Origin of the sequence: Reyranella sp. (assembly GCF_050185545.1) — a bacterium.
Taxonomy (GTDB): domain Bacteria; phylum Pseudomonadota; class Alphaproteobacteria; order Reyranellales; family Reyranellaceae; genus Reyranella.
Window position 1 is genome coordinate 1 of the sequence record NZ_JBFWZI010000137.1, and the last position, 20,072, is coordinate 20,072.

The 20,072-nt window shown below is 68.5% G+C and carries 14 protein-coding genes; 9 read left to right on the forward strand and 5 right to left on the reverse strand.

Annotation, left to right across the window (positions count from 1 at the left end):
• Positions 1–18 precede the first annotated feature (18 nt).
• The 5 genes from AB7O82_RS27390 to AB7O82_RS27410 all read right to left on the reverse strand — a co-directional run bounded on the left by AB7O82_RS27390 (position 19) and on the right by AB7O82_RS27410 (position 7,923).
• A complete protein-coding gene (locus AB7O82_RS27390; protein WP_428555618.1) occupies positions 19–1,014 on the reverse strand; it encodes a Bug family tripartite tricarboxylate transporter substrate binding protein in 996 nt (331 codons plus the stop codon).
• Positions 1,015–1,396: 382 nt separating this feature from the next.
• Positions 1,397–2,578 (reverse strand): FAD-dependent monooxygenase, encoded by a 1,182-nt coding sequence (locus AB7O82_RS27395; protein ID WP_428555621.1) that lies wholly within the window; start codon positions 2,576–2,578, stop codon positions 1,397–1,399.
• Positions 2,579–2,611: 33 nt separating this feature from the next.
• Positions 2,612–4,180 carry a flavin monoamine oxidase family protein gene (locus AB7O82_RS27400; protein WP_428555624.1) on the reverse strand — a complete coding sequence of 523 codons (1,569 nt, stop codon included), beginning with the start codon at positions 4,178–4,180 and terminating at the stop codon, positions 2,612–2,614.
• A gap of 117 nt (positions 4,181–4,297) precedes the next feature.
• Complete coding sequence (locus tag AB7O82_RS27405) at positions 4,298–7,084, reverse strand: ATP-dependent DNA helicase (protein WP_428620619.1); 2,787 nt, start codon at positions 7,082–7,084, stop codon at positions 4,298–4,300.
• 149 nt (positions 7,085–7,233) lie between these two features.
• The gene (locus AB7O82_RS27410; protein ID WP_428620621.1) at positions 7,234–7,923 is read right to left on the reverse strand and encodes a cyclic nucleotide-binding domain-containing protein; all 690 of its coding nucleotides are present in this window, start codon (positions 7,921–7,923) and stop codon (positions 7,234–7,236) included.
• A gap of 151 nt (positions 7,924–8,074) precedes the next feature.
• Between AB7O82_RS27410 and AB7O82_RS27415 the strand changes: the two genes are divergently transcribed.
• The 9 genes from AB7O82_RS27415 to AB7O82_RS27455 are packed head-to-tail and all read left to right on the forward strand — an operon-like array spanning position 8,075 to position 19,940.
• Positions 8,075–10,822 carry a nitrate/nitrite transporter gene (locus AB7O82_RS27415; RefSeq protein ID WP_428549510.1) on the forward strand — a complete coding sequence of 916 codons (2,748 nt, stop codon included), beginning with the start codon at positions 8,075–8,077 and terminating at the stop codon, positions 10,820–10,822.
• Positions 10,823–10,855: 33 nt separating this feature from the next.
• Complete coding sequence (locus AB7O82_RS27420; protein ID WP_428549508.1) at positions 10,856–14,605, forward strand: nitrate reductase subunit alpha; 3,750 nt, start codon at positions 10,856–10,858, stop codon at positions 14,603–14,605.
• Between the two features lie 14 nt (positions 14,606–14,619).
• Positions 14,620–16,140 carry a nitrate reductase subunit beta gene (gene narH, locus AB7O82_RS27425; RefSeq protein ID WP_428549506.1) on the forward strand — a complete coding sequence of 507 codons (1,521 nt, stop codon included), beginning with the start codon at positions 14,620–14,622 and terminating at the stop codon, positions 16,138–16,140.
• A complete protein-coding gene (narJ, locus tag AB7O82_RS27430; protein WP_428549504.1) occupies positions 16,140–16,955 on the forward strand; it encodes a nitrate reductase molybdenum cofactor assembly chaperone in 816 nt (271 codons plus the stop codon). The genes narH and narJ overlap by 1 nt, the downstream gene beginning before the upstream one ends.
• Positions 16,952–17,686, forward strand: a complete 735-nt coding sequence (gene narI / locus AB7O82_RS27435) for a respiratory nitrate reductase subunit gamma (protein ID WP_428549502.1) — start codon at positions 16,952–16,954, stop codon at positions 17,684–17,686. Before narJ ends, narI begins: the two co-directional genes overlap by 4 nt.
• Positions 17,687–17,691: 5 nt before the next feature.
• Positions 17,692–18,534: a peptidylprolyl isomerase gene (locus AB7O82_RS27440; RefSeq protein ID WP_428549500.1), complete on the forward strand. Its 843-nt coding sequence runs from the start codon at positions 17,692–17,694 to the stop codon at positions 18,532–18,534.
• A 10-nt stretch (positions 18,535–18,544) separates the two neighbouring features.
• Positions 18,545–18,874, forward strand: a complete 330-nt coding sequence (locus tag AB7O82_RS27445) for a hypothetical protein (RefSeq protein WP_428549498.1) — start codon at positions 18,545–18,547, stop codon at positions 18,872–18,874.
• Between the two features lie 2 nt (positions 18,875–18,876).
• Entirely contained in the window at positions 18,877–19,455 is a 579-nt protein-coding gene (locus AB7O82_RS27450) for a DUF2478 domain-containing protein (RefSeq protein ID WP_428549496.1), read from the forward strand.
• 14 nt (positions 19,456–19,469) lie between these two features.
• Entirely contained in the window at positions 19,470–19,940 is a 471-nt protein-coding gene (locus AB7O82_RS27455; protein ID WP_428549494.1) for a hypothetical protein, read from the forward strand.
• Positions 19,941–20,072 lie beyond the last annotated feature (132 nt).

A 20,072-nucleotide genomic window follows, 5' to 3' on the forward strand; every position in this document is an offset into this window, starting at 1 on the left:
TTCAATTGAGGACAGGCCCTAGTCCACCTTCGCGCCGGACTGCCTGATCACCGGGGCCAGCCGCTTCTCGTCGGCGGCGCGGTAGGCCGCAGTGTCGGCTGGGTTCATCCAGATCCGCGTCGCGCCCTGCTGGTCGAAGGCCTTCTTGACCGCCTCGCTCTCGAGCGCCTTCCTGGTGAGCAGCGAGAGCTTCTCGACCATCGGCGCCGGCAGGCCGGCCGGGCCGCAGACGCCACCCCACGAGGTGATCTCGAAGCCCGGCAGGTACTCCGCCATGGTCGGGATATCGGGCGCTGCCGGATGGCGCTCGCGCGAGGTCACGGCGAGACCGCGTACCTTGCCCGAGCGCATCAGGCCGAGCGGCCCGGGGATATTGTCGAACATCATGTCGACCTGGCCTGCCAGCAGATCCTGGTGCGCCGGCGCGCTGCCGCGGTAGGGCACGTGCAGCAGGTTGATCTTGGCAAGCTGCTTGAACAATTCGCCGGTGATCTGCGGCGAGGTCCCGGCGCCGGACGATGCGAACGAATACTTGCCCGGATTGTCACGTGCCAGAGCGATCAGGTCGGGCACCGTCTTGGCCGGGAGGTCGAGCCGCACCATCAGCATGTTGGGCACCGACCACAACATGGCTATGCCGGTGAAGTCCTTCGCTGCGTCGAACGGTAACCTGGCATAGAGCGTCGGTGCGATGGCGTGGCTGGCGATGCTGTAGAGGCCGATCGTGTAGCCGTCGGGCGCCGACTTGGCGATCACGTCGGCGCCGACATTGCCGCCCGCGCCGGCCTTGTTCTCGACGACGAACTGCTGACCGGCGAGCTGCGACAGTTCGTGGCAGACGATCCGCGACAGGGTGTCGGTCGGTCCACCGGCGGGAAAGCTGTTGATGTATCGGACCGGCTTGTTAGGCCAATCATCGATGGCGCGGGCGACGCCCGCAGACAGCATCGGCGCGGCAAGCGCGCCTCCCGACAACAACAACGCGCGCCGGCGGGGCAGAGTAAGCTTGATCATCGTACGCGTCCTCCACGCAACACTACTTGCTCTTTGAGTGCACTCTATCAGGCAATGAGCCCACGGCGGGCCAGGGATTCGGAAATGGGTCTTGCAGAACGGAAATCTACGCGTTCTCGAGTCGCAGGGGCCTTGACCGAACAATGCAAAGTGGACGGAGGGTCTGGCCTTCCTCCGTCAGTTTCTTCCCTACCGCGAGCGCCTGCCCTGAGCTTGTCGAAGGGGCTCGCTCGCTCATGCGCTTGGACGAGCGCGACGGTGGGAGCGCGCCACTCCTGTGGCGCGACCATCGTCAATCACACTGAAGACGCGCCATGGGAGTGGCGCGTCCCCAGCCATCTCGCTCGCTAATAATCTGAGCGAGCGAGACCCTTCGACAAGCTCAGGGCAGGCGCTCGCGGTCCGGAACAACCTGATTTGACCTGTCCGCCAGCGGGGCGGTCCAGGCGTTGTAGCCGTAGACCCAGTCGGGGTCGGTGGCGCCCTTGCCCCATTGGTTCTGGCGCGATGTGAGCTGGATTCGCGCCGTGCGCTCCTGGCGCGTGACCTCGTAGCGGCGCAGCGCGGCGGCAATGCCGGCGCGCTCGACGCCGTCGAGGCAGCGCGACAGGATGGCGGCGTCCTCGATCGCCATCGCCGCGCCCTGCGCCATGTAGGGCGTCATCGGATGGCAGGAATCGCCCAGCAGGGTCACGGCGCCGTCACCCCATTGCTCCAGCGGATCACGATCGAGCAGGACGCGCTTGTGCACCGAGGGGCAGGCCGCCAGCACGCCGCGCACCGTCGGGTGAAACCCCTCGAAGGCTGCGCGCAGAACCTCGACGTCACCTTCCATCGACCAGGACTCGGCGGTGAATTGCGGCTCGGGCTGACTGGTGACGAAGTAGACCTCGCTGCGGTCGGGCTTCACCGGGTACATCACGATGTGGCGATCCTCGCCCCACCATTTCACGCAGTCGTCGATGGCGACGCCCTGCTCGGCGAGCCGATGCGCCGGGAAGGTCGTGCGATAGGCGATGCGGCCGGCGAACTGCGGCTCGACATTGCCGAACAGGAGGCTGCGGACGACCGAGTTGACACCGTCGGCGCCGATCACGGCGTCGGCCTCTGCCGTCGCGCCATTGGCGAAGGCGAGCCGGACACGGTCGCTGGCGCCGGCCTCGAGCCCGACCAGCCGGTGGTCGAGCCTGAGGCAGTCGGTCGGCACCAGGCTCGCCAGCGCTGCATGCAGATCGCCGCGGTGGGCGAGCAGATAGGGCGCGCCGTACTTCTCCTCCGCCGGCTCGCCGAACACCATGTCGAACAGCACCTCGCCGGTCCGCCAGTCGCGGTTGTTCCAAGAGCGGGGGTAGAAAGTCTCGGCGCGCAGCCGCTGTTCCAGGCCGAGGCCGCGCAGCACATGCATGGCGTTGCAGCCGATCTGGATGCCGGCGCCGAGACGGGCGAACTGCCTGGCCTGCTCGTAGACCGTGACGTCGAGGCCGACGCGGCGCAGCGCCGCCGCGGCGGCGAGGCCGCCCATGCCGGCGCCGATGATGGCGATGTCGATCTTGCGCAGGGTCATGGTGGAACGATGCCCCAAGTCCGCCCGGTTGCGCTACCGGCCGGCCTTCACCCGTTCCGCAATCTGGCCCACCGTGTAATGGGCCGACTGCACGGCCCCTTCCTGCCAGCCAGTGACGTAGCTCATGTGCTCGCCGGCGAAATGAAAGGGTCCATCCGGGGGCAGCAGGACCGGGTAGATCGTCTCGCGCGCGCCCGGGGTGAAGTCCCATTCGGCCCAGGCGCCGAGGGAGTAGGGCACCTTGCTCCACGCGACCGACGTCGAGGCGCCGACCTTCGCGCCATAGCCGGGATGAAGCCGCTCGCCATCGGCGATCGCCGCGGCGCGCCGCCCGGCCGGGCTCAGGACGGCGTAACGCCGGGCTGCCTCGTCTTCCCAGATATAGGCGCCGACCAGGATGCCCTTGCTCGATTGGATGCCATGCGAGGGGTACCAGAGCTGGTTGATGTCGCGGCTGGTCCAGCTGATGCCGCCATAGATCCGGTCGTCCAGCTCCCACCAGCGCGGCGCCGCCGCGAACGCAACCTTTGTCGCCGCGCCGTAGGTCGCGGCGCCCTGCTCGATCGCGTGCTGCACCGCCGGCGAGAAGTCGGCACGGATCGACTTCAGCACCGGCAGGGGAATGGTACAGACGACATAGTCGGCCTCGGTCCGCACGATGGTGCCGGCCCGCCGGTCGCGCGACACGATCCCGGCCCGCTCGCCGAGGCGCAGGATCTGCTCGACCTCGTGACCGTAGGCGACCTCGCCGCCGATCGCCTTCTCCAGCGCGTACACGATACGATCCATGCCGCCGACTGGCTGCAGCATGGTGGGCGCCTGGTTCCACGATTCGAGGAAGGTCAGGGCGTTGGCGAGGATGCGCGCCTCGTTGACACGCGCGATGTCGCCGATCGGGATCGGCCTCTGCAGCTTGCCACGTTGGGTTCCGGCGGCGGGGAACGTCTTCGGCGAGGCGAAGCCGGCGCGCGACGATCCGAGGTATGTCATGTCCTTCGTGAGCGCACCGAAGTTGCGCAACAGGCCGTCGAGACTGCCGTCGATGGGCGCCGACCGGGCCGCGAGCTCGGCGACCGCGCCGCGCATATCGGCCTGCAGGCGGGCAATGCGCTGCGGCTCGCCGGAGAACTCGCTGTCGATCTGGATCAGGGCGGCGCGGTTGTCGTTGATGAACGGCTCGAGCGCCACGCCGAGCTCGCGGCAATAACCCAGGATGCCGAGATGGTGATGCGAGAGGCGGGCCGCACCGGCGTTGAAGTAGAGGTCCGGGTCGGACTCCCAGTCGACCTTCTGGGTCGAATCCATCTCCTCGATCGTGTCGCCGCTACGCAGCGTCCACACGCGCCCGCCGGGCCGCGTGCGTGCCTCGAGCACAGTGCACTGATAACCGGCGCGACGCAGCAGCAGGGTCGAGACAAGTCCTGCGATTCCGGCGCCCAGCACTGCCACGCTCTTGCCGCGGCCCGAATCGGCCGGCAGGACCGGTGCTGTGGCGAACACGATGGGAACGGGCAACAGCCCCATCGCCTTGAGCGTGAGCGTCGCCGCGCCGACACTACCCAGCACGTCCAGCAATCCGCGTCGCGACAGGTCGGCTGCCACCGTCCATCCCCTCCATGGCCGTCCCGTGCACGATATCATCGTCTTCCGGACCGCGGGCGTCCCGCCCGCTCATCAGCTTGAGCGGGCGGGACGCCCGCGGTCCGGGAGAGCATGAGCTCACCCAGCCTCGATTCCCACGAACGCCCGCACCTGCGCCACCGCCTCGGCGAGGCCGACGCGCGCCACCGGCACTCCCGGCGGGAAGGCGCCGAGCAGGCGGCTGGGCAGGCGCGAGTCGAGCATGACGAAGACGCCGCGGTCGGTGGCGCGCCGGATCAGGCGGCCGTAGGCCTGCTTGAGTCGCAGCCGCGCCAGCATGTCGTCGTAGGCATTGTTGCCGGCGCCGGCCTTCTTCCAGGCTTCCTTGCGGGCGCGATGGAGGATGTCGGGGCGCGGCCAGGGCACGCGGTCGAACACGATCAGGCGTAGCGAGCGGCCGGGCACGTCGACGCCGTCGCGCACCGCGTCGGTGCCGAGCAGGCAGGAATGCTCCTCGGCGCGAAAGATATCGACCAGCGTCGCCGCGTCCATGCCGCCGACATGCTGGGCGTAGAGCGGCAGCCCGGCCACCTCGATCGCCGGCGCGATGCGCTGGTGCACGGCGCGCAGCCGGCCGATGGCGGTGAACAGGCCGAGCGCGCCGCCGCCCGCCGCCACGAACAGCTCGCGGTAGGCGGCGGCGATCTGCTCGGCATCGTCGCGCCGGACGTCGCGCACGATCAGCACGCGCGTGGAGTCGGGATAGTCGAACGGCGAGGCCATCGCCGCGCGCACGGCCGGCGCCATCAGATGGCGCGTACCGGTGCGCGCCTCGGCGACGTCCCAGTCGGCCAGCGCTTCCGGCTTCTCGTCGTTCGCGGCGACCGGAACGTCGAGCGAATCGCGCAAGGTCGCCGAGGTGATGACGGCGCCGTGTGCCGGCCGGATCACCGAGTTCACGAACGGCTCGGTCGGATCGAGATAATGGCGGAACATTCCGACATCGATCTCTCGGTTCTGGCTCTTCTCGATCGCCAACCAGTCGACGAAGGCCGGATCGGGTTCGCCATGCAGGCCGCGCAGCATCGCCCGCCACGCCTCGAGCGTGCGTTCGCAACGGTTGGTGAGCGAGCGTACGACGCCTTCGATTCGGGCACGCTGGGCCGAGTCGAGCTTGTCGGCCTCGGCTTGAAGCTTAGCCTGCAGCATCTGGCGCAGCCGGCGCACCGGGACCAGCATCTGTGACAGCATCTCGGCGAGCTGGTCGGCCGCGTCGAGCAGGCCCGGTGTCAGCGGATGGACGTCGCACTCCTGGCCAAAGCCCTGATCCTCGTCCGACGAGCGCGCGCGCACCTGCTGGCGTACCAGGGCCAGGAACTCCTCGGCCGGACCCAGCACCGTGCCGTCGGCAAGCCGCGTCTGCCAGTTGCTGGCCGGCAGCAGCTGCGCCGATTCGAGCAGCTGGCGCAGGGCGCGATGCGCTTCCTGGTCGTCGCCCAGGAGGTCGGCGATGCGGCGCTCGAGGCCGCGCGCACGGCTGCCGCGGCGGCCCTCGGCGCCCATCAGCCAGCGCCGCAGGTCGGACGCCTCGACGCCGCTGAGATGCGCACCGAAGGCCGAGTCGGCGGCATCGAACAGGTGATGGCCCTCGTCGAACACGTAGCGCAGCGGGCGCGTGGCATCGTCGAGGCCGCCCATCGCCGCCTGGATCATCACCAGCGCGTGGTTGGCGATGACGATGTCGGCCTGGCGGGCGCGTCGGATGGTGCGCTCGACGAAGCATTTTCTGTAGTGCTCGCAGGCCGAGTAGATGCATTCGCCACGGCGGTCGGCGAGCCGGTTGACGCGGCCGCGACCGATCAGGTCGAGCAGCCAGGCCGGAAGGTCGCCCCCCACGATGTCGCCGTCGCGGCTGGCCAGCGCCCAGCGCGCCAGCAGGCCGAGCCCGACGGCGTTCTCCGGCACCAGGCCGGTGCGCATCGCCGCCTCCTGGTAATTCAGCAGGCAGAGATAGTTCTCGCGCCCCTTGCGGACGACGACGCGGCGGCGCTTCTCGGCACTGTCGCGGTGCAGGCGGTCGAGCTCGTTGTCGATCTGGCGCTGCAGGTTGCGGGTGTAGGTAGCGATCCACACCGGCGCGCCGTTCTTCTCCGCCCACAGCGAGGCCGGCGCGACATAGCCCAGCGTCTTGCCGACACCGGTGCCGGCCTCGACCAGCACGACGTTGGGCCGCTCCTCCTGTTCGCGCGGGGCGAAGGCCTGGCTCGCCGCGGACGCGTAGTCGCCCTGGCTCGGCCGTGCTTCGGCGAGATGCGCGCCGGCGGCAATGAGTTGACCCAGGCGCAGCCGCGCCTCGCGCGGCTCGACCGGCAGGCTTTTAGGCGGCGGCGGGGGCGGTGGCTCCTCCCATTGCGGCAGGCTCTTCCAGACGTCGAGCCCGGCGAGCGCACGCAGCTTCTGCGCCGCCGGGTCGAGACCGAGCGCCGCCAGCACGTCGTCGGCCCACGGCCAGCTGCCGCGCGCCATGGCGAGCGCCGTCGCCTTCATTTCGGGCGAGGCGAGGGCCGCCATGTCCTCGAGCTCGTCGATCAGCCGGCGCGCGATGTCGGGCAGCGCTTCCGCCTCCTCTTCAGGCGTCGTCGGCAGGGGGAGATCGAGCGCCTCGCAGAGGCCCCGCGGCGTCGGCAGGCAGAACCGGGCAGGCCGGACGAAGGCGAACAGCTCCAGCAGATCGCGCGCCGCCAGCCGCTCGGTCCCGAGCCGCGCCGCCACCGCGGGCGCGTGGCAGACGAGTGGCGGCGTCGCGGCGGCCCGCAACGCGGCATCGGCCGCCGACAGCCGCTCGATCCGGCCGTCGCCGGTGCGCCACAGCGCCCCGCGGGCCGTGGCGATCAGGGCCGGTCGGGTCTCCGGAAACGATGCCATTGCGGGCTGGATAGCATGAATTGGCCGTACGGAGACCCAGGGACTCATGGCTCATGCGGACCGCGGGCGTCCCGCCCGCTCATGTCCCGCTCATTGGGGGTAAGCATGAGCGGGCGAGACGCCCGCGGTCCACAAGACGATGACCGCCCTCAGCCCCGTCGCAGCGCCTTGGTGCCGGCCAGGTCGCGCAGGCGTTCCAGGTCGGCGATGGCGATCTGGCGTCCCTGGCCGCTGACGCCCAGCGGGCGCAGGGTTGCGAAAGCACGCGACAGGCTCTGAGGCGTGATGCCGAGGCGGCCGGCGATGAGCCGGCGACCGCCCGGAAGGGTCACCGTGGCGCTTCCCGACTGGCGCGGCGCCAGCGCCAGCAGCATGGCCGACAGGCGCTCCGTCGCCGACAGGAGCTTCAGATCCTTGATCTGGCCCATAAGGATCCGCCAGTAGCTCGATAGCTGGAGCGTCGCGCCGTAGGCCAGCGCGCCGTTGGCCCGCACCTGGGCGCGAAAGGCGGCGGCAGGCCACAACAGGATGCGCCCTTCGTCGATCAGCCGGGCGGTCACCAGGTAGGGCATGTCGAGCATCACGGCCGGCAGGACGAAGCCGTCGCCCGGCCCGAAGAACTCGATCAGCATTTCCTCGCGCGGCCCCTCGGCGAACAGGCCGACCTTGCCCGAGAGGACAATGTGCAGAAATTCCGGCTTGTCGCCTTGATGGCAAGGGGTGGCCCCGCGCGGCAGCGTCTGCACGAAGCATGTTGCCAGAAGCGCGGCCAGATCGGCCTCGCTGACCTGCGAGAACAGGCGGGCCCGGCGGATCAGGGGGATATCCGAAGGACGCATTTAGAGGGCTGTCGTTACCAAATGTGAACACCAATCGTTCACATAGCTTAACCGATTCGCAATCCCCACGCTCCCGCCAGCGCGGCTTGATTCACGTCAACCCGATCACCGCGCGCCGCCGCGACTGTAGCGCCAGCAAAGGAGACCCGCGATGGCGACGCCGCAGAGTGTCGGAGAGAACAACCGCGACCGCACCATGGCCCTCGGCATGAGCACGCTGGCCTTCACGGTGTGCTTCGCGGTCTGGACGATCTTTTCGATCATCGGTGTGCAGATCAAGAAGGACCTCGGTCTCACCGACACCCAGTTCGGTCTGCTGGTCGGTACGCCGATCCTGACCGGATCGCTGATCCGCCTCGTCCTCGGAATCTGGTCCGATCAGCACGGCGGGCGCATCGTCTACAGCCTGGTCATGGTCGCGGCGGCGGTGGCGACGTGGCTGCTCACCTACGCCTACGACTATCCGACCTTCCTGCTGGCGGCGCTCGGCGTTGGCATCGCCGGCGGCTCCTTCTCGGTCGGCATCGCCTACGTCTCGCGCTGGTATGACGCAGCCAGGCAAGGCACGGCGCTCGGCATCTTCGGCGCCGGCAATGTCGGCGCGGCGGTCACCAAGTTCGTCGCGCCCTTCATCATGGTGGCGTGGGGCTGGAAGAGCGTCGCCGAGATCTGGGCAGCCGCCCTGGTCGTCATGGCCGTGCTGTTCTGGTTCACCACCAAGGACGACCCCGAGCTGGCGGCGCGCCGCAGGTCGGGTGCCAAGCCGGAATCGATGGCGGCGATGCTGGAGCCGCTGCGCAACGTCCAGGTCTGGCGCTTCTCACTCTACTACTTCTTCGTCTTCGGCGGCTTCGTTGCCCTGGCGCTGTGGCTGCCGCGCTACCTGATCGGCGTCTACGGGCTCGACATCACCATGGCCGGCATGATCGGCGCGGCCTACTCGGTGCCGGCCAGCCTGTTCCGCATCTACGGTGGCGTGCTGTCCGACAAGTTCGGTGCTCGCCGGGTGATGTACTGGACGTTCGGTGTCTCGGTGGTGGCGTGCTTCGTGCTGTCCTATCCGCCGACCCAGTACATCGTGAAGGGCATCACGGGCCCGATCAGCTTCACCCTCGAGATGGGGCTGGTGCCGTTCACCGTCATCGCCTTCGTGCTCGGCTTCTTCATGAGCCTCGGCAAGGCCGCGGTCTACAAGCACATCCCGGTCTACTACCCGGGCCGCGTCGGCGCGGTCGGCGGCGTGGTCGGGCTGGTCGGCGGGCTGGGCGGCTTCGTGCTGCCGATCGCCTTCGGCCTGCTCAACGATCTCACCGGCGTGTGGACCAGCTGCTTCATGCTGCTGTTCCTCGTGGTCGCGGTGTCACTCGTCTGGATGCACGTCTCGATCCGCGCCATGGAGCGCGAGAAGGCGGGCGAGGCGCTGGCGCGGCTGCCCGAGCTGCCGGAAATGCAGGAGATCCATGGCCCGCAACATGTCGGCAAGCTGTCCGGCAAGACCCTGCAGGAATGGCATCCCGAGGATCGCGAATTCTGGGAGAAGACCGGTCGGCGGATCGCCCAGCGCAACCTCGCGATCTCCATCCCGGCGCTGCTGCTGTCCTTCGCGGTATGGATGGTGTGGTCGGTCGTCGTCGCCAAGCTGCCGGCGATCGGCTTCACCTATACGACAGACCAGCTGTTCTGGCTGGCCGCCCTTCCCGGTGTCTCGGGCGCCACGCTGCGCATATTCTACTCCTTCACCGTGCCGATCTTCGGCGGCCGGCTGTGGACGACGGTCGCCACCTGGTCGCTGATGCTGCCGGCAGTGGGCATCGGCTATGCTGTGCAGAACCCTGCGACGCCGTACTGGATGTTCCTGATCCTGGCGCTGCTGTGCGGCTTCGGCGGCGGCAACTTCGCCTCGTCGATGTCCAACATCTCCTTCTTCTTCCCCAAGGCGGAAAAGGGCAACGCGCTGGCCCTCAATGCCGGCCTGGGCAACCTCGGCGTCAGCGTCGTGCAGTTCGTCGTGCCGATGGTGATCACCGCCGGCGTGTTCGGCTTCCTCGGCGGCGAGCCGCGGGTCGCCAAGGAGCCGTGGGGCGAATCGCAGATGTGGCTGCAGAACGCGGGTTTCATCTGGGTGCCGTTTATCGCCGCCTCGGCCTTCGCCGCCTGGTTCGGCATGAACGACATTGCCTCCGCCCGGGCCTCCTTCGCCGAGCAGTCGGTCATCTTCCAGCGCCGGCACAACTGGATCATGTGCTGGCTCTATACCGGCACCTTCGGCTCCTTCATCGGCTATTCGGCGGCGTTTCCGCTGCTCAGCAAGACGCAGTTCCCGGACATCGTCGCCCTCAAGTACGCCTTCCTCGGGCCGCTGGTCGGTGCGCTGTCGCGCTCGCTTACCGGCTGGGTGTCCGACCGCTGGGGCGGCGGCCGCGTCACCTTCTGGGTGTTCGTCGCCATGGCACTTGGCACGGTCGGCCTCCTGTACTTCCTGAATGAGCGCAGTTTCCCGGGCTTCTTCGCCATGTTCCTGCTGCTGTTCTTCGCCAGCGGCGTCGGCAACGCGTCCACCTTCCAGATGATCCCGGCGATCATGCGCAAGGACATGGACCGCCTGATGCCGGGCGCGACCGTCGAGGTTCGTCGCCTGCAGGCCGAGCGGGAGTCTGCCGCCATCATCGGCTTCACCTCGGCGATCGCCGCCTACGGCGCGTTCTTCATCCCCAAGAGCTTCGGCTCGTCGATCGCGCTCACCGGCAGCGCCGCCATGGCGCTCTACGGCTTCCTCGCCTTCTACCTGAGCTGCATCGCGCTCACCTGGTTCGTCTACACGCGGCGCGGCGGCCTGCTGTTCGACGTCGAGCGCGGCCGGAGCGCCGCGCGTCCCGCCGCGGCATCCGCCACGCCCTGACCGCCATCCCGCCATCGCCCGAGGAGTTTACCCGTGTCGCATTTTCTCGATCGCCTGACCTTCTTCCGCAAGGTCAAGGAGCCCTTCGCCGACGGCCACGGCATCACTACATCGGAGGACCGCGGCTGGGAGGACGCCTACCGCAAGCGCTGGCAGCACGACAAGATCGTGCGTTCCACGCACGGCGCCAACTGCACCGGCTCGTGCTCGTGGAAGATCTATGTCAAGGGCGGGATCGTCACCTGGGAAACCCAGCAGACCGACTATCCGCGCACCCGGCCCGACCTGCCCAACCACGAGCCGCGCGGCTGCTCGCGCGGCGCCAGCTACAGCTGGTATCTCTATTCGGGTAATCGCGTGAAGTATCCGCTGGCGCGCTCGCGCCTGTTGCGTCTGTGGCGCGAGGCGCGCGCCACGCTCGCCCCCGTCGCCGCCTGGGCCTCGATCGTCGAGGATCCGAAGAAGCGTGATGCCTACACGAGGAAACGCGGCCACGGCGGCTTCGTGCGCGTCGGCTGGGAGGAGGCGACCGAGATCGTCGCCGCGGCCAATGCCTACACCGCGAAGACCTACGGCCCCGATCGCATCCTGGGCTTTTCGCCCATCCCGGCGATGTCGATGGTCTCGTATGCCGCGGGCTCTCGCTACCTGTCGCTGATCGGCGGCGTGTGCATGTCGTTCTACGACTGGTACTGCGACCTGCCGCCAGCCTCGCCGCAGACCTGGGGCGAGCAGACCGACGTGCCCGAGTCGGCCGACTGGTACAACGCCGGCTTCGTCATCCTGTGGGGCTCCAACGTGCCGCAGACGCGCACGCCGGACGCCCATTTCTACACCGAGGCGCGCTATCGCGGTCTGAAGAGCGCGGTGATCTGTCCCGACTACTCGGAGGCGTCGAAGTTCGGCGACATCTGGCTGTCGGTGAAGCAGGGCACCGATTCGGCGCTCGCCATGGCGATGGGCCACGTGATTCTCAAGGAATATCACGTCGACCGCCAGGTGGCGTATTTCCGGGACTACATCAGGCGCTACACCGATATGCCGATGCTGGTCCGGCTGGCAAAGCGCGATGGCCTGTACGTGCCCGACCGCTTCGTGCGCGCCAGCGACTTCGACGCCAGCCTGGGCGAGCAGAACAACCCCGAATGGAAGACCGTCGCCTTCGATGCCGCGAGCGGCGCGGTCGTGACGCCGCGCGGCTCGGTCGGCTTCCGCTGGGGCGAGAGCGGCAAGTGGAACCTTGAGGAGAAGGACTCCACGGGCAAGGACGTCTCGCTGCTGCTGTCGCTCAAGGACACGCGAGACGATGTGGTCGAGGTCGGCTTCCCCTATTTCGGCAATATCGCACATGAGCACTTCGTCTCGACGGCGCACGACGCCGTGCTGACGCGCAAGGTGCCGGTTCGTCGGCTGGCGCTCGCCGACGGCGAGACTTTGGTGGCGTCGGTGCACGATCTCTTCGTCGCCAACTACGGCGTCGATGGCGGGCTTGGCGGACCAAACGTCGCCGGGTCATTCGACGAGGAGGTGCCCTACACGCCGGCCTGGGCCGAGAAGATCACCGGTGTGCCGCGCGACAAGATCATCCAGGTGGCGCGCGAGTTCGCGACCAATGCCGAGAAGACCAATGGCCGCTCGATGGTGATCATCGGCGCGGCGATGAACCATTGGTACCACGCCGACATGAACTATCGCGGCGTGATCAACATGCTGGCGATGTGCGGCTGCGTCGGCCAGTCGGGCGGCGGCTGGGCCCACTATGTCGGCCAGGAGAAGCTGCGGCCGCAGGCGGGCTGGGCGCCGCTCGCCTTCGCCCTCGACTGGGGGCGCCCGCCGCGCCAGCAGAACTCGACGTCGGCGTTCTACGCCCATACCGACCAGTGGCGCTACGAGACGATCAACGTTGGCGACATCGTCTCGCCGACCGCGCCGACGGGCGCCTGGGACGGTGCGATCATCGACTACAACGTGCGCGCCGAGCGCATGGGTTGGCTGCCGTCGGCACCGCAGCTCGAGCAGAACCCGCTCGGCATCGCCCACGCCGCGGCGGCGGCCGGCCTCGAGGCCAAGGACTACGTGGCGCAGAAGCTGAAGAGCGGCGAGCTGCGTCTGTCCTGCGAGGACCCCGACAATCCGCGCAACTGGCCGCGCAACATGTTCGTCTGGCGCTCCAACCTCTTGGGCTCGTCGGGCAAGGGGCACGAGTACTTCCTGAAGCACCTGCTCGGCACGACGCACGGCGTCATGGGCAAGGATCTCGGCGAGGAGGGCAAGGCCAAGCCCAAGGAAGTCGTGTGGCGCGACGAGGGGCCCGAGGGCAAGCTCGATCTGCTGGTGACGCTCGACTTCCGCATGTCGACCACCTGCGTCTACTCCGACATCGTCCTGCCGACGGCGACCTGGTACGAGAAGAACGACCTCAACACCTCCGACATGCATCCCTTCATCCATCCGCTGACCGCGGCGGTGGATCCGGTATGGGAGGCGAAGAGCGACTGGGAGATCTACAAGGCGATCGCCAAGGCCTTCTCGCGCGTCGCGCCGGAGGTGCTGGGGGTCGAGAAGGACGTCGTGCTGACGCCGATCCTGCACGACAGCCCGGGCGAGATCGCCCAACCAATCGACGTCAAGGACTGGAAGCGGGGCGAGGTCGAGCCGATCCCGGGCAAGACCATGCCTGCCGTCACCGTGGTCGAGCGCGACTATCCCAGCGTCTACCAGCGCTTCACCTCGCTCGGACCACTGATGGCCAAGGTCGGCAACGGCATCAAGGGAATCGCCTGGCAGACCAAGCCCGAGGTCGAGCATCTCGAGCGCCTGAACGGCGTCGTCGCCGACGGGCCGACCAAGGGGCTGGTGCGCATCGAGACCGACATCGACGCCGCCGAGGTGCTGCTCATGCTGGCACCGGAGACCAACGGCGAGGTCGCGGTGCGCTCGTGGGAGGCGCTGGCCAAGACGACCGGCCGCGACCATGCGCATCTGGCGCTGCCCAAGGAGGACGAGAAGATCCGCTTCCGCGACGTCGTCGCCCAGCCGCGCAAGATCATCTCGGCGCCGACCTGGTCGGGGCTGGAGAGCGAGAAGGTCTGCTACAACGCGGGCTACACCAACGTCCACGAGCTGATCCCGTGGCGCACGCTGACGGGGCGCCAGCAGCTCTACCAGGACCATCGCTGGATGCTGGCGTTCGGCGAGGGCCTGTGCGTCTACCGCCCGCCGGTCGACCTGCGCACGACGAAGTCCGTCATCGACGCGCGGCCGAACGGCAACAGGCAGGTCGTGCTGAATTTCATCACGCCGCATCAGAAGTGGGGCATCCACTCCACCTACACCGACAACCTGATGATGCTCACCCTGTCGCGCGGCGGCCCGATCGTGTGGCTGAGCGAGGTCGACGCGGCCAAGGCGGGCATCGCCGATAACGACTGGGTCGAGGCCTACAACAGCAACGGCGCCCTGGTCGCGCGCGCCGTCGTCTCGCAGCGCATGAAGGAGGGAACCCTCTTCATGTACCACGCCCAGGAGAAGATCGTGAACGTGCCGGGCTCGGAGATGACCGGCAAGCGCGGCGGCATCCACAACTCGGTGACGCGTGCAGTGCTGAAACCAACGCACATGATCGGCGGCTACGCCCAGCTGGCCTACGGATTCAACTACTACGGCACGATCGGCACCAACCGCGACGAGTTCGTCGTGGTGCGCAAGCTCGCCAATGTCGACTGGCTGGAGCGTCCCTGGCGCGACGCCCCGACCGGCCCGGCCGCGCTCGCCGCCGACTGAACAGGAGACACGTCATGAAAATCCGCGCGCAAATCGCGATGGTCCTCAACCTCGACAAATGCATCGGCTGCCACACCTGCTCGGTGACCTGCAAGAACGTGTGGACCAATCGCGAAGGCATGGAATACGCCTGGTTCAACAACGTCGAGACCAAGCCCGGCGTCGGCTATCCCAAGGAGTGGGAGAACCAGAAGCGCTGGAACGGCGGCTGGGTGCGCAAGAGGAACGGCCGCATCCAGCCCCGGATCGGCGCCAAGTGGCGCGTCCTCGCCAACATCTTCGCCAATCCGGACCTGCCGGAGATCGATGACTACTACGAGCCCTTCACCTTCGACTACGAGCACCTGCAGAAGGCGCCCGAGCTCGAGGCCTTCCCGACGGCAAGGCCGCGCTCGCTGATCACCGGCCAGCGCATGGAGAAGATCGAATGGGGTCCCAACTGGGAGGAGATCCTGGGCGGCGAGTTCGCCAAGCGCTCGGCCGACGTCAATTTCGAGGGCGTGCAGAAGGAGATCTACGGCCAGTTCGAGAATACTTTCATGATGTACCTGCCGCGGCTGTGCGAGCACTGCCTCAACCCGGCCTGCGTCGCAGCCTGCCCGTCGGGCGCCATCTACAAGCGCGAGGAGGACGGTATCGTCCTGATCGACCAGGACAAGTGCCGCGGCTGGCGCATGTGCGTCTCGGCCTGCCCGTACAAGAAGATCTACTTCAACTGGTCGTCGGGCAAATCGGAGAAGTGCATCTTCTGCTACCCGCGCATCGAAGCGGGCCAGCCGACCGTGTGCTCGGAAACCTGTGTCGGCCGCATCCGCTATCTCGGCGTGGTCCTGTACGACGCCGACCGGATCGAGCAGGCGGCGAGCGTCGCCGACGAGAAGAAGCTCTACGAGGCGCAGCTCGGCGTGTTCCTCGATCCCCGTGACGAGGGCGTGATCGCGCAGGCCCGCGCCGACGGCGTGCCGGAGTCCTGGCTCGAGGCGGCCTGTCGCTCGCCGGTGTGGAAGATGGCCATGGAGTGGAAGGTCGCCTTCCCGCTCCATCCCGAGTACCGCACGCTCCCCATGGTCTGGTACGTGCCGCCGCTGTCGCCGATCCAGTCGGCGGCCGAGGCGGGCAAGATGGGCGTCGACGGCGCGATGCCCGACGTCCGCTCGCTGCGCATTCCGCTGCGCTACCTCGCCAACATGCTGACCGCCGGCGACGAGGAGCCGGTGGCCAAGGGCCTCGAGCGCATGCTCGCCATGCGCACCTACATGCGCGCCAAGACCGTCGATGGCGTGATCGACACGGCCGTCGCCAGGCGCGTCGGCCTTACGCCTGAAGCGATCGAGGACATGTACCACGTGATGGCGATTGCCAATTACGAGGATCGCTTCGTCATCCCGACCGCTCATCGCGAGACGTCGGAGGACGCCTACCAGCTGCGCGGCGCCTGCGGCTTCAGCTTCGGCAACGGCTGCTCGCCGGACGACGGCGGCAACCTGTTCGCCGGCGGCAAGCTCAAGGCGCGCAATCCGATGGAGGTCGCGTGATGAAGACGTTGCGTGCCCTGGCGGCGCTGCTGTCCTACCCCACGGCCGACCTCGTCGAGGCCGCGCCCGAAATCCGCAATGCGATCGATCGCGAGGCCGTGCTGCCGGTTGTCCAGCGCGCCGCCCTCGGTCGGCTGATCGACGAGCTCGCGAGCGGCGATCTCTACGACCTGCAGGAGCGCTATGGCCTCCTGTTCGACCGCACGCGCGCGCTGTCGCTGCACCTCTTCGAGCATGTCCATGGCGAGAGCCGCGACCGCGGCCAGGCGATGGTCGACCTGCTGAAGCTCTACGAGGAGGGCGGCTACACGCCGACGCCGTGCGAGCTGCCGGACTTCCTGCCGCTGTTCCTCGAGTACGCCTCGATCCTCGAGCCGCGCGCGGCGATCGAGCTGATCGGCCAGCCGGCCAACGTGATCGCCGCGCTGCGCGAGCGCCTGGCCAAGCGCAGCTCGTCCTATGAAGCGGTCATGTCGGCGCTGCTTGCCCTGTCGCGCGCGAAGCCCGACCAGGCGGCGCTCGCGGTGCTGCGGGCCGAGCCAGATCCCGAGCCCGACGATCTCGAGGCTCTCGACGCGGCGTGGGTCGAGCAGGAGGTGCGCTTCGGCCCCGGCACCAATGCGAACGACGGCTGCGCGATCGACGGCCTCGCCGAGAGGCTGCGCGCCGCCCAGCGCTCGCCTGAGGGCGTCGCGCCGCCTCTCGGCCGTCGGCGGCCTGCCGCCCGGCACCCGGCCGAGGGTATCGCATCACCGCTCGACCCGCAGCGGGCCGCCGTCCCGCCTTGCCATCCTGGATCGGGAGTCGCGTCATGAGGGACTACGTCTTTCATCTGCTGTTCGTCTGGTATCCCTACATCTGCCTCACGGTCTTCCTGCTCGGCAGCCTGATCCGCTTCGACCGCGAGCAGTACACGTGGCGGGCGAGCTCGAGCCAGCTCCTGCGCAAGCGCCAGCTGCGCTGGGGCTCGAACCTGTTCCACGTCGGCATCCTGTTCCTGATGTTGGGCCATGCCGTCGGCCTGCTGACGCCGACCTCGCTCTACACCCTGGTGATCACGGTCGAGCAGAAGCAGCTGATCGCGGTCGCCGCCGGCGGCATTGCGGGTGTCGTCTGCTTCATCGGCCTCAGCCTGCTGCTGCATCGTCGCCTGTTCGACGAGCGCATCCGGCTTACCAGCTCGGTCATGGACATCGCGCTGCTGGCGCTGCTGTGGCTGCAGCTCTGCCTCGGGCTCGCCACGCTGCCGTTCTCGCTCGCCCATTCCGACGGCTCGGTGATGCTGGTGCTGTCGCACTGGGCGCAGGGCATCGTCACCCTGCATCCGGTCGACGCGGCGACGCTGCAGGGCCTCGCCTGGCCCTACCTGATGCACCTCGTGCTGGGCATGACTCTGTTCCTGGTTTTTCCGTTCAGCCGCCTGGTCCACATCTGGTCGGCGCCGGTCTGGTATCTCGGCCGGCGCGGCTACCAGGTCGTGCGCACGCGCCGTCCGTTGCCGGCGGCACGGCAGTCCCTGCCAGCCACGCGCCAGCCCGCGGAGTGACCATCATGAGCACAGTGTCTACTGCGCGGGCGGCGCGCCGCCGTCCCGGGCGCCCCGTACCGGTCAGCGTCAACGGCCATCCCATCGCCAGCGCCGACATCATCCGCGAAACCCAGCATCACGCGTCTGCCGATCCCGACGAAACGTGGGCGCTGGCGACCCGCGCACTCGCCATCCGCGAGCTGCTGCGCCAGGAAGCCGACCGCCTCGCCATCGAAGCCGAGCCGCTGGAGGACGACGAGGGACGCCGCGAGACTCCGGACGAGGCGCGCCTGCGCGCTCTGCTCGATCGCGAGGTCGCGGTGCCGCGTGCCGACGAGGCGGCGTGCCGGCGCTACTACGACTCGAACCGCCGGCGCTTCCGTTCGCCCGACCTGTTCGAGGCGGCGCACATCCTGCTGCCCGCCGATCCGGGCGATGCGGCGGCGCGCGATGCCGCCCGGCAGGCCGCGCAAGCCCTGATCGACGAGCTGAAGGACCGGCCGCAGGCATTCACCGCGTTGTGCGCCAGCCATTCGGCCTGCCCGTCGCGCGAGCAGGGCGGCAATCTCGGCCAGATCGGCCCCGGCCAGACGGTCGCCGAGTTCGAGCAGGCGTTGCGGCGCATGACCCCCGGCGCCCTGCACGGCGAACCGGTGGAGACGCGCTACGGCTTTCATGTCGTGCGGCTCGATCGCCGCATCGACGGCCGCGAGCTGCCCTTCGAGCTGGTGCGCGAGCGCATCGCCGACTACCTCGACGAGGCGGTCCATCGGCGCGCCCTGCAGCAGTACGTCGCCATTCTCGCCGGCCGCGCCGCGGTGACCGGCGTCGACCTCGCGGCCGCACACGGCCCGCTCGTCCAGTAGGGAGGCGGGGATGCTGCTGGGCGACATGCTGGCCGCGCTGGGCGACGAGACCGAAGCTGCCTCGACGCTGATGGCGCTGGGCGACCTCAAGCTGATGGTCGCCCTCGACGGTGCGGCGCACCGCGCCGGCGAGACGACCGCTTCCTATGCCGTTCGCGCAGTGCGCCGGTTCGCCGACCAGGCCGATGACGATGCCTGGCTCGATCTCATGGGCGCGCTCGAGCGCGCCGACGACCCCGCGGCCGCGTGCCTCGGCCGAATGCTCGCCTGGTCGCTGCGCCGCGACGGCGAGCCCGCGACGCGACGCTGCAACCACACCGCTGTTTCAAGAGGAGAGTAGTCATGTCGAACCAGCTCATCGCCGCCGTGGTCTATGCCGACGGCGTCTATCCCGACCAGGCCATTGAGCGCGCCCTCGAGCCGATGCGCGAGGCGGGCCTGCCGCTCGCGGGCGTGCTGCAGCGCGCCGCCGACGAACTTCCGGGCCGGCATCCCTGCGATCTCCTGATCGAGGATCTGGCAAGCGGCGAGGTCGTGGCGCTGGCGGAGCATCGCGGCAAGGAGGCGCGCGGCTGCCGGCTCGATGTAAGCCTGCTGACCGAGGTGGCGGACGCCGTCCTCACGAGCCTGCAGACCGATTCGCCACGCCTTCTGGTGGTCAACAAGTTCGGCAAGATCGAAGCCGACGGCGGCGGTATGCGCGACGCGATCGCCGAGGCGGTCGACCTCGGCATTCCCGTCCTGGTCGGCGTGCCGGCGCGCAATCTCGACCGCTGGCGCGCCTTCGCCGGGCCGCTCGCCGTCGAGCTGGCGCCACGAGCGGACGCGATTACCGGCTGGCTGCAGGCACACGCGCTGACTGTCGAACCCGACACGCGTTCCGCCGCAGTCGCGGGCACGATCCGGCCGGCCGCGCGCTGAAGCGACGACAGGCCATGGACGACGTCACGATTGCCCGCGCGGTCCACGTGCTGGCGGTCGTCCATTGGATGGGGGGAGTGGCCTTCGTGACGGCCGTTGTCCTGCCGGCCGTCGCCGTGGCCCCTGTCGCGCAGCGACTCGCCCTTTTCGAGTCGGTCGAGCAGCGCTTCGCGCGCCAAGTCAGGGTGTCGGTGCCGTTGGCCGGTGTCAGCGGCTTCTACATGGCGGAGCGCCTCGACGCCTGGGATCGCTTCCTCGAACCGACAGGCTGGTGGCTCGTGGCCATGGCGGCGCTTTGGTTCGTTTTCATGGCGATCCTGTTCATCGTCGAACCGTTCGTCGTGCACGACTGGTTCCACACCCGCGCGCTCGCCGATCCGGACGGCGTGTTTCGTCTCGTACAGGCGCTTCACTGGGTCCTGCTGTCCGCCGGGGTGGCAACCGCCGCCGCGGGCGTGCTCGGCGCCCACGGCGTTCTGGGTTGAAGAGAGGAAGCCGTGACTGGTTGCTCCAGGCTTTCCCACTGTCTGCTGGCGCTGGCATTGACTTGCGCCGCATCCGCCGGACAGGCGGCATCTCCGGAACCTTCGCCGCAGTGGCTCGCCTACTGCACCAAG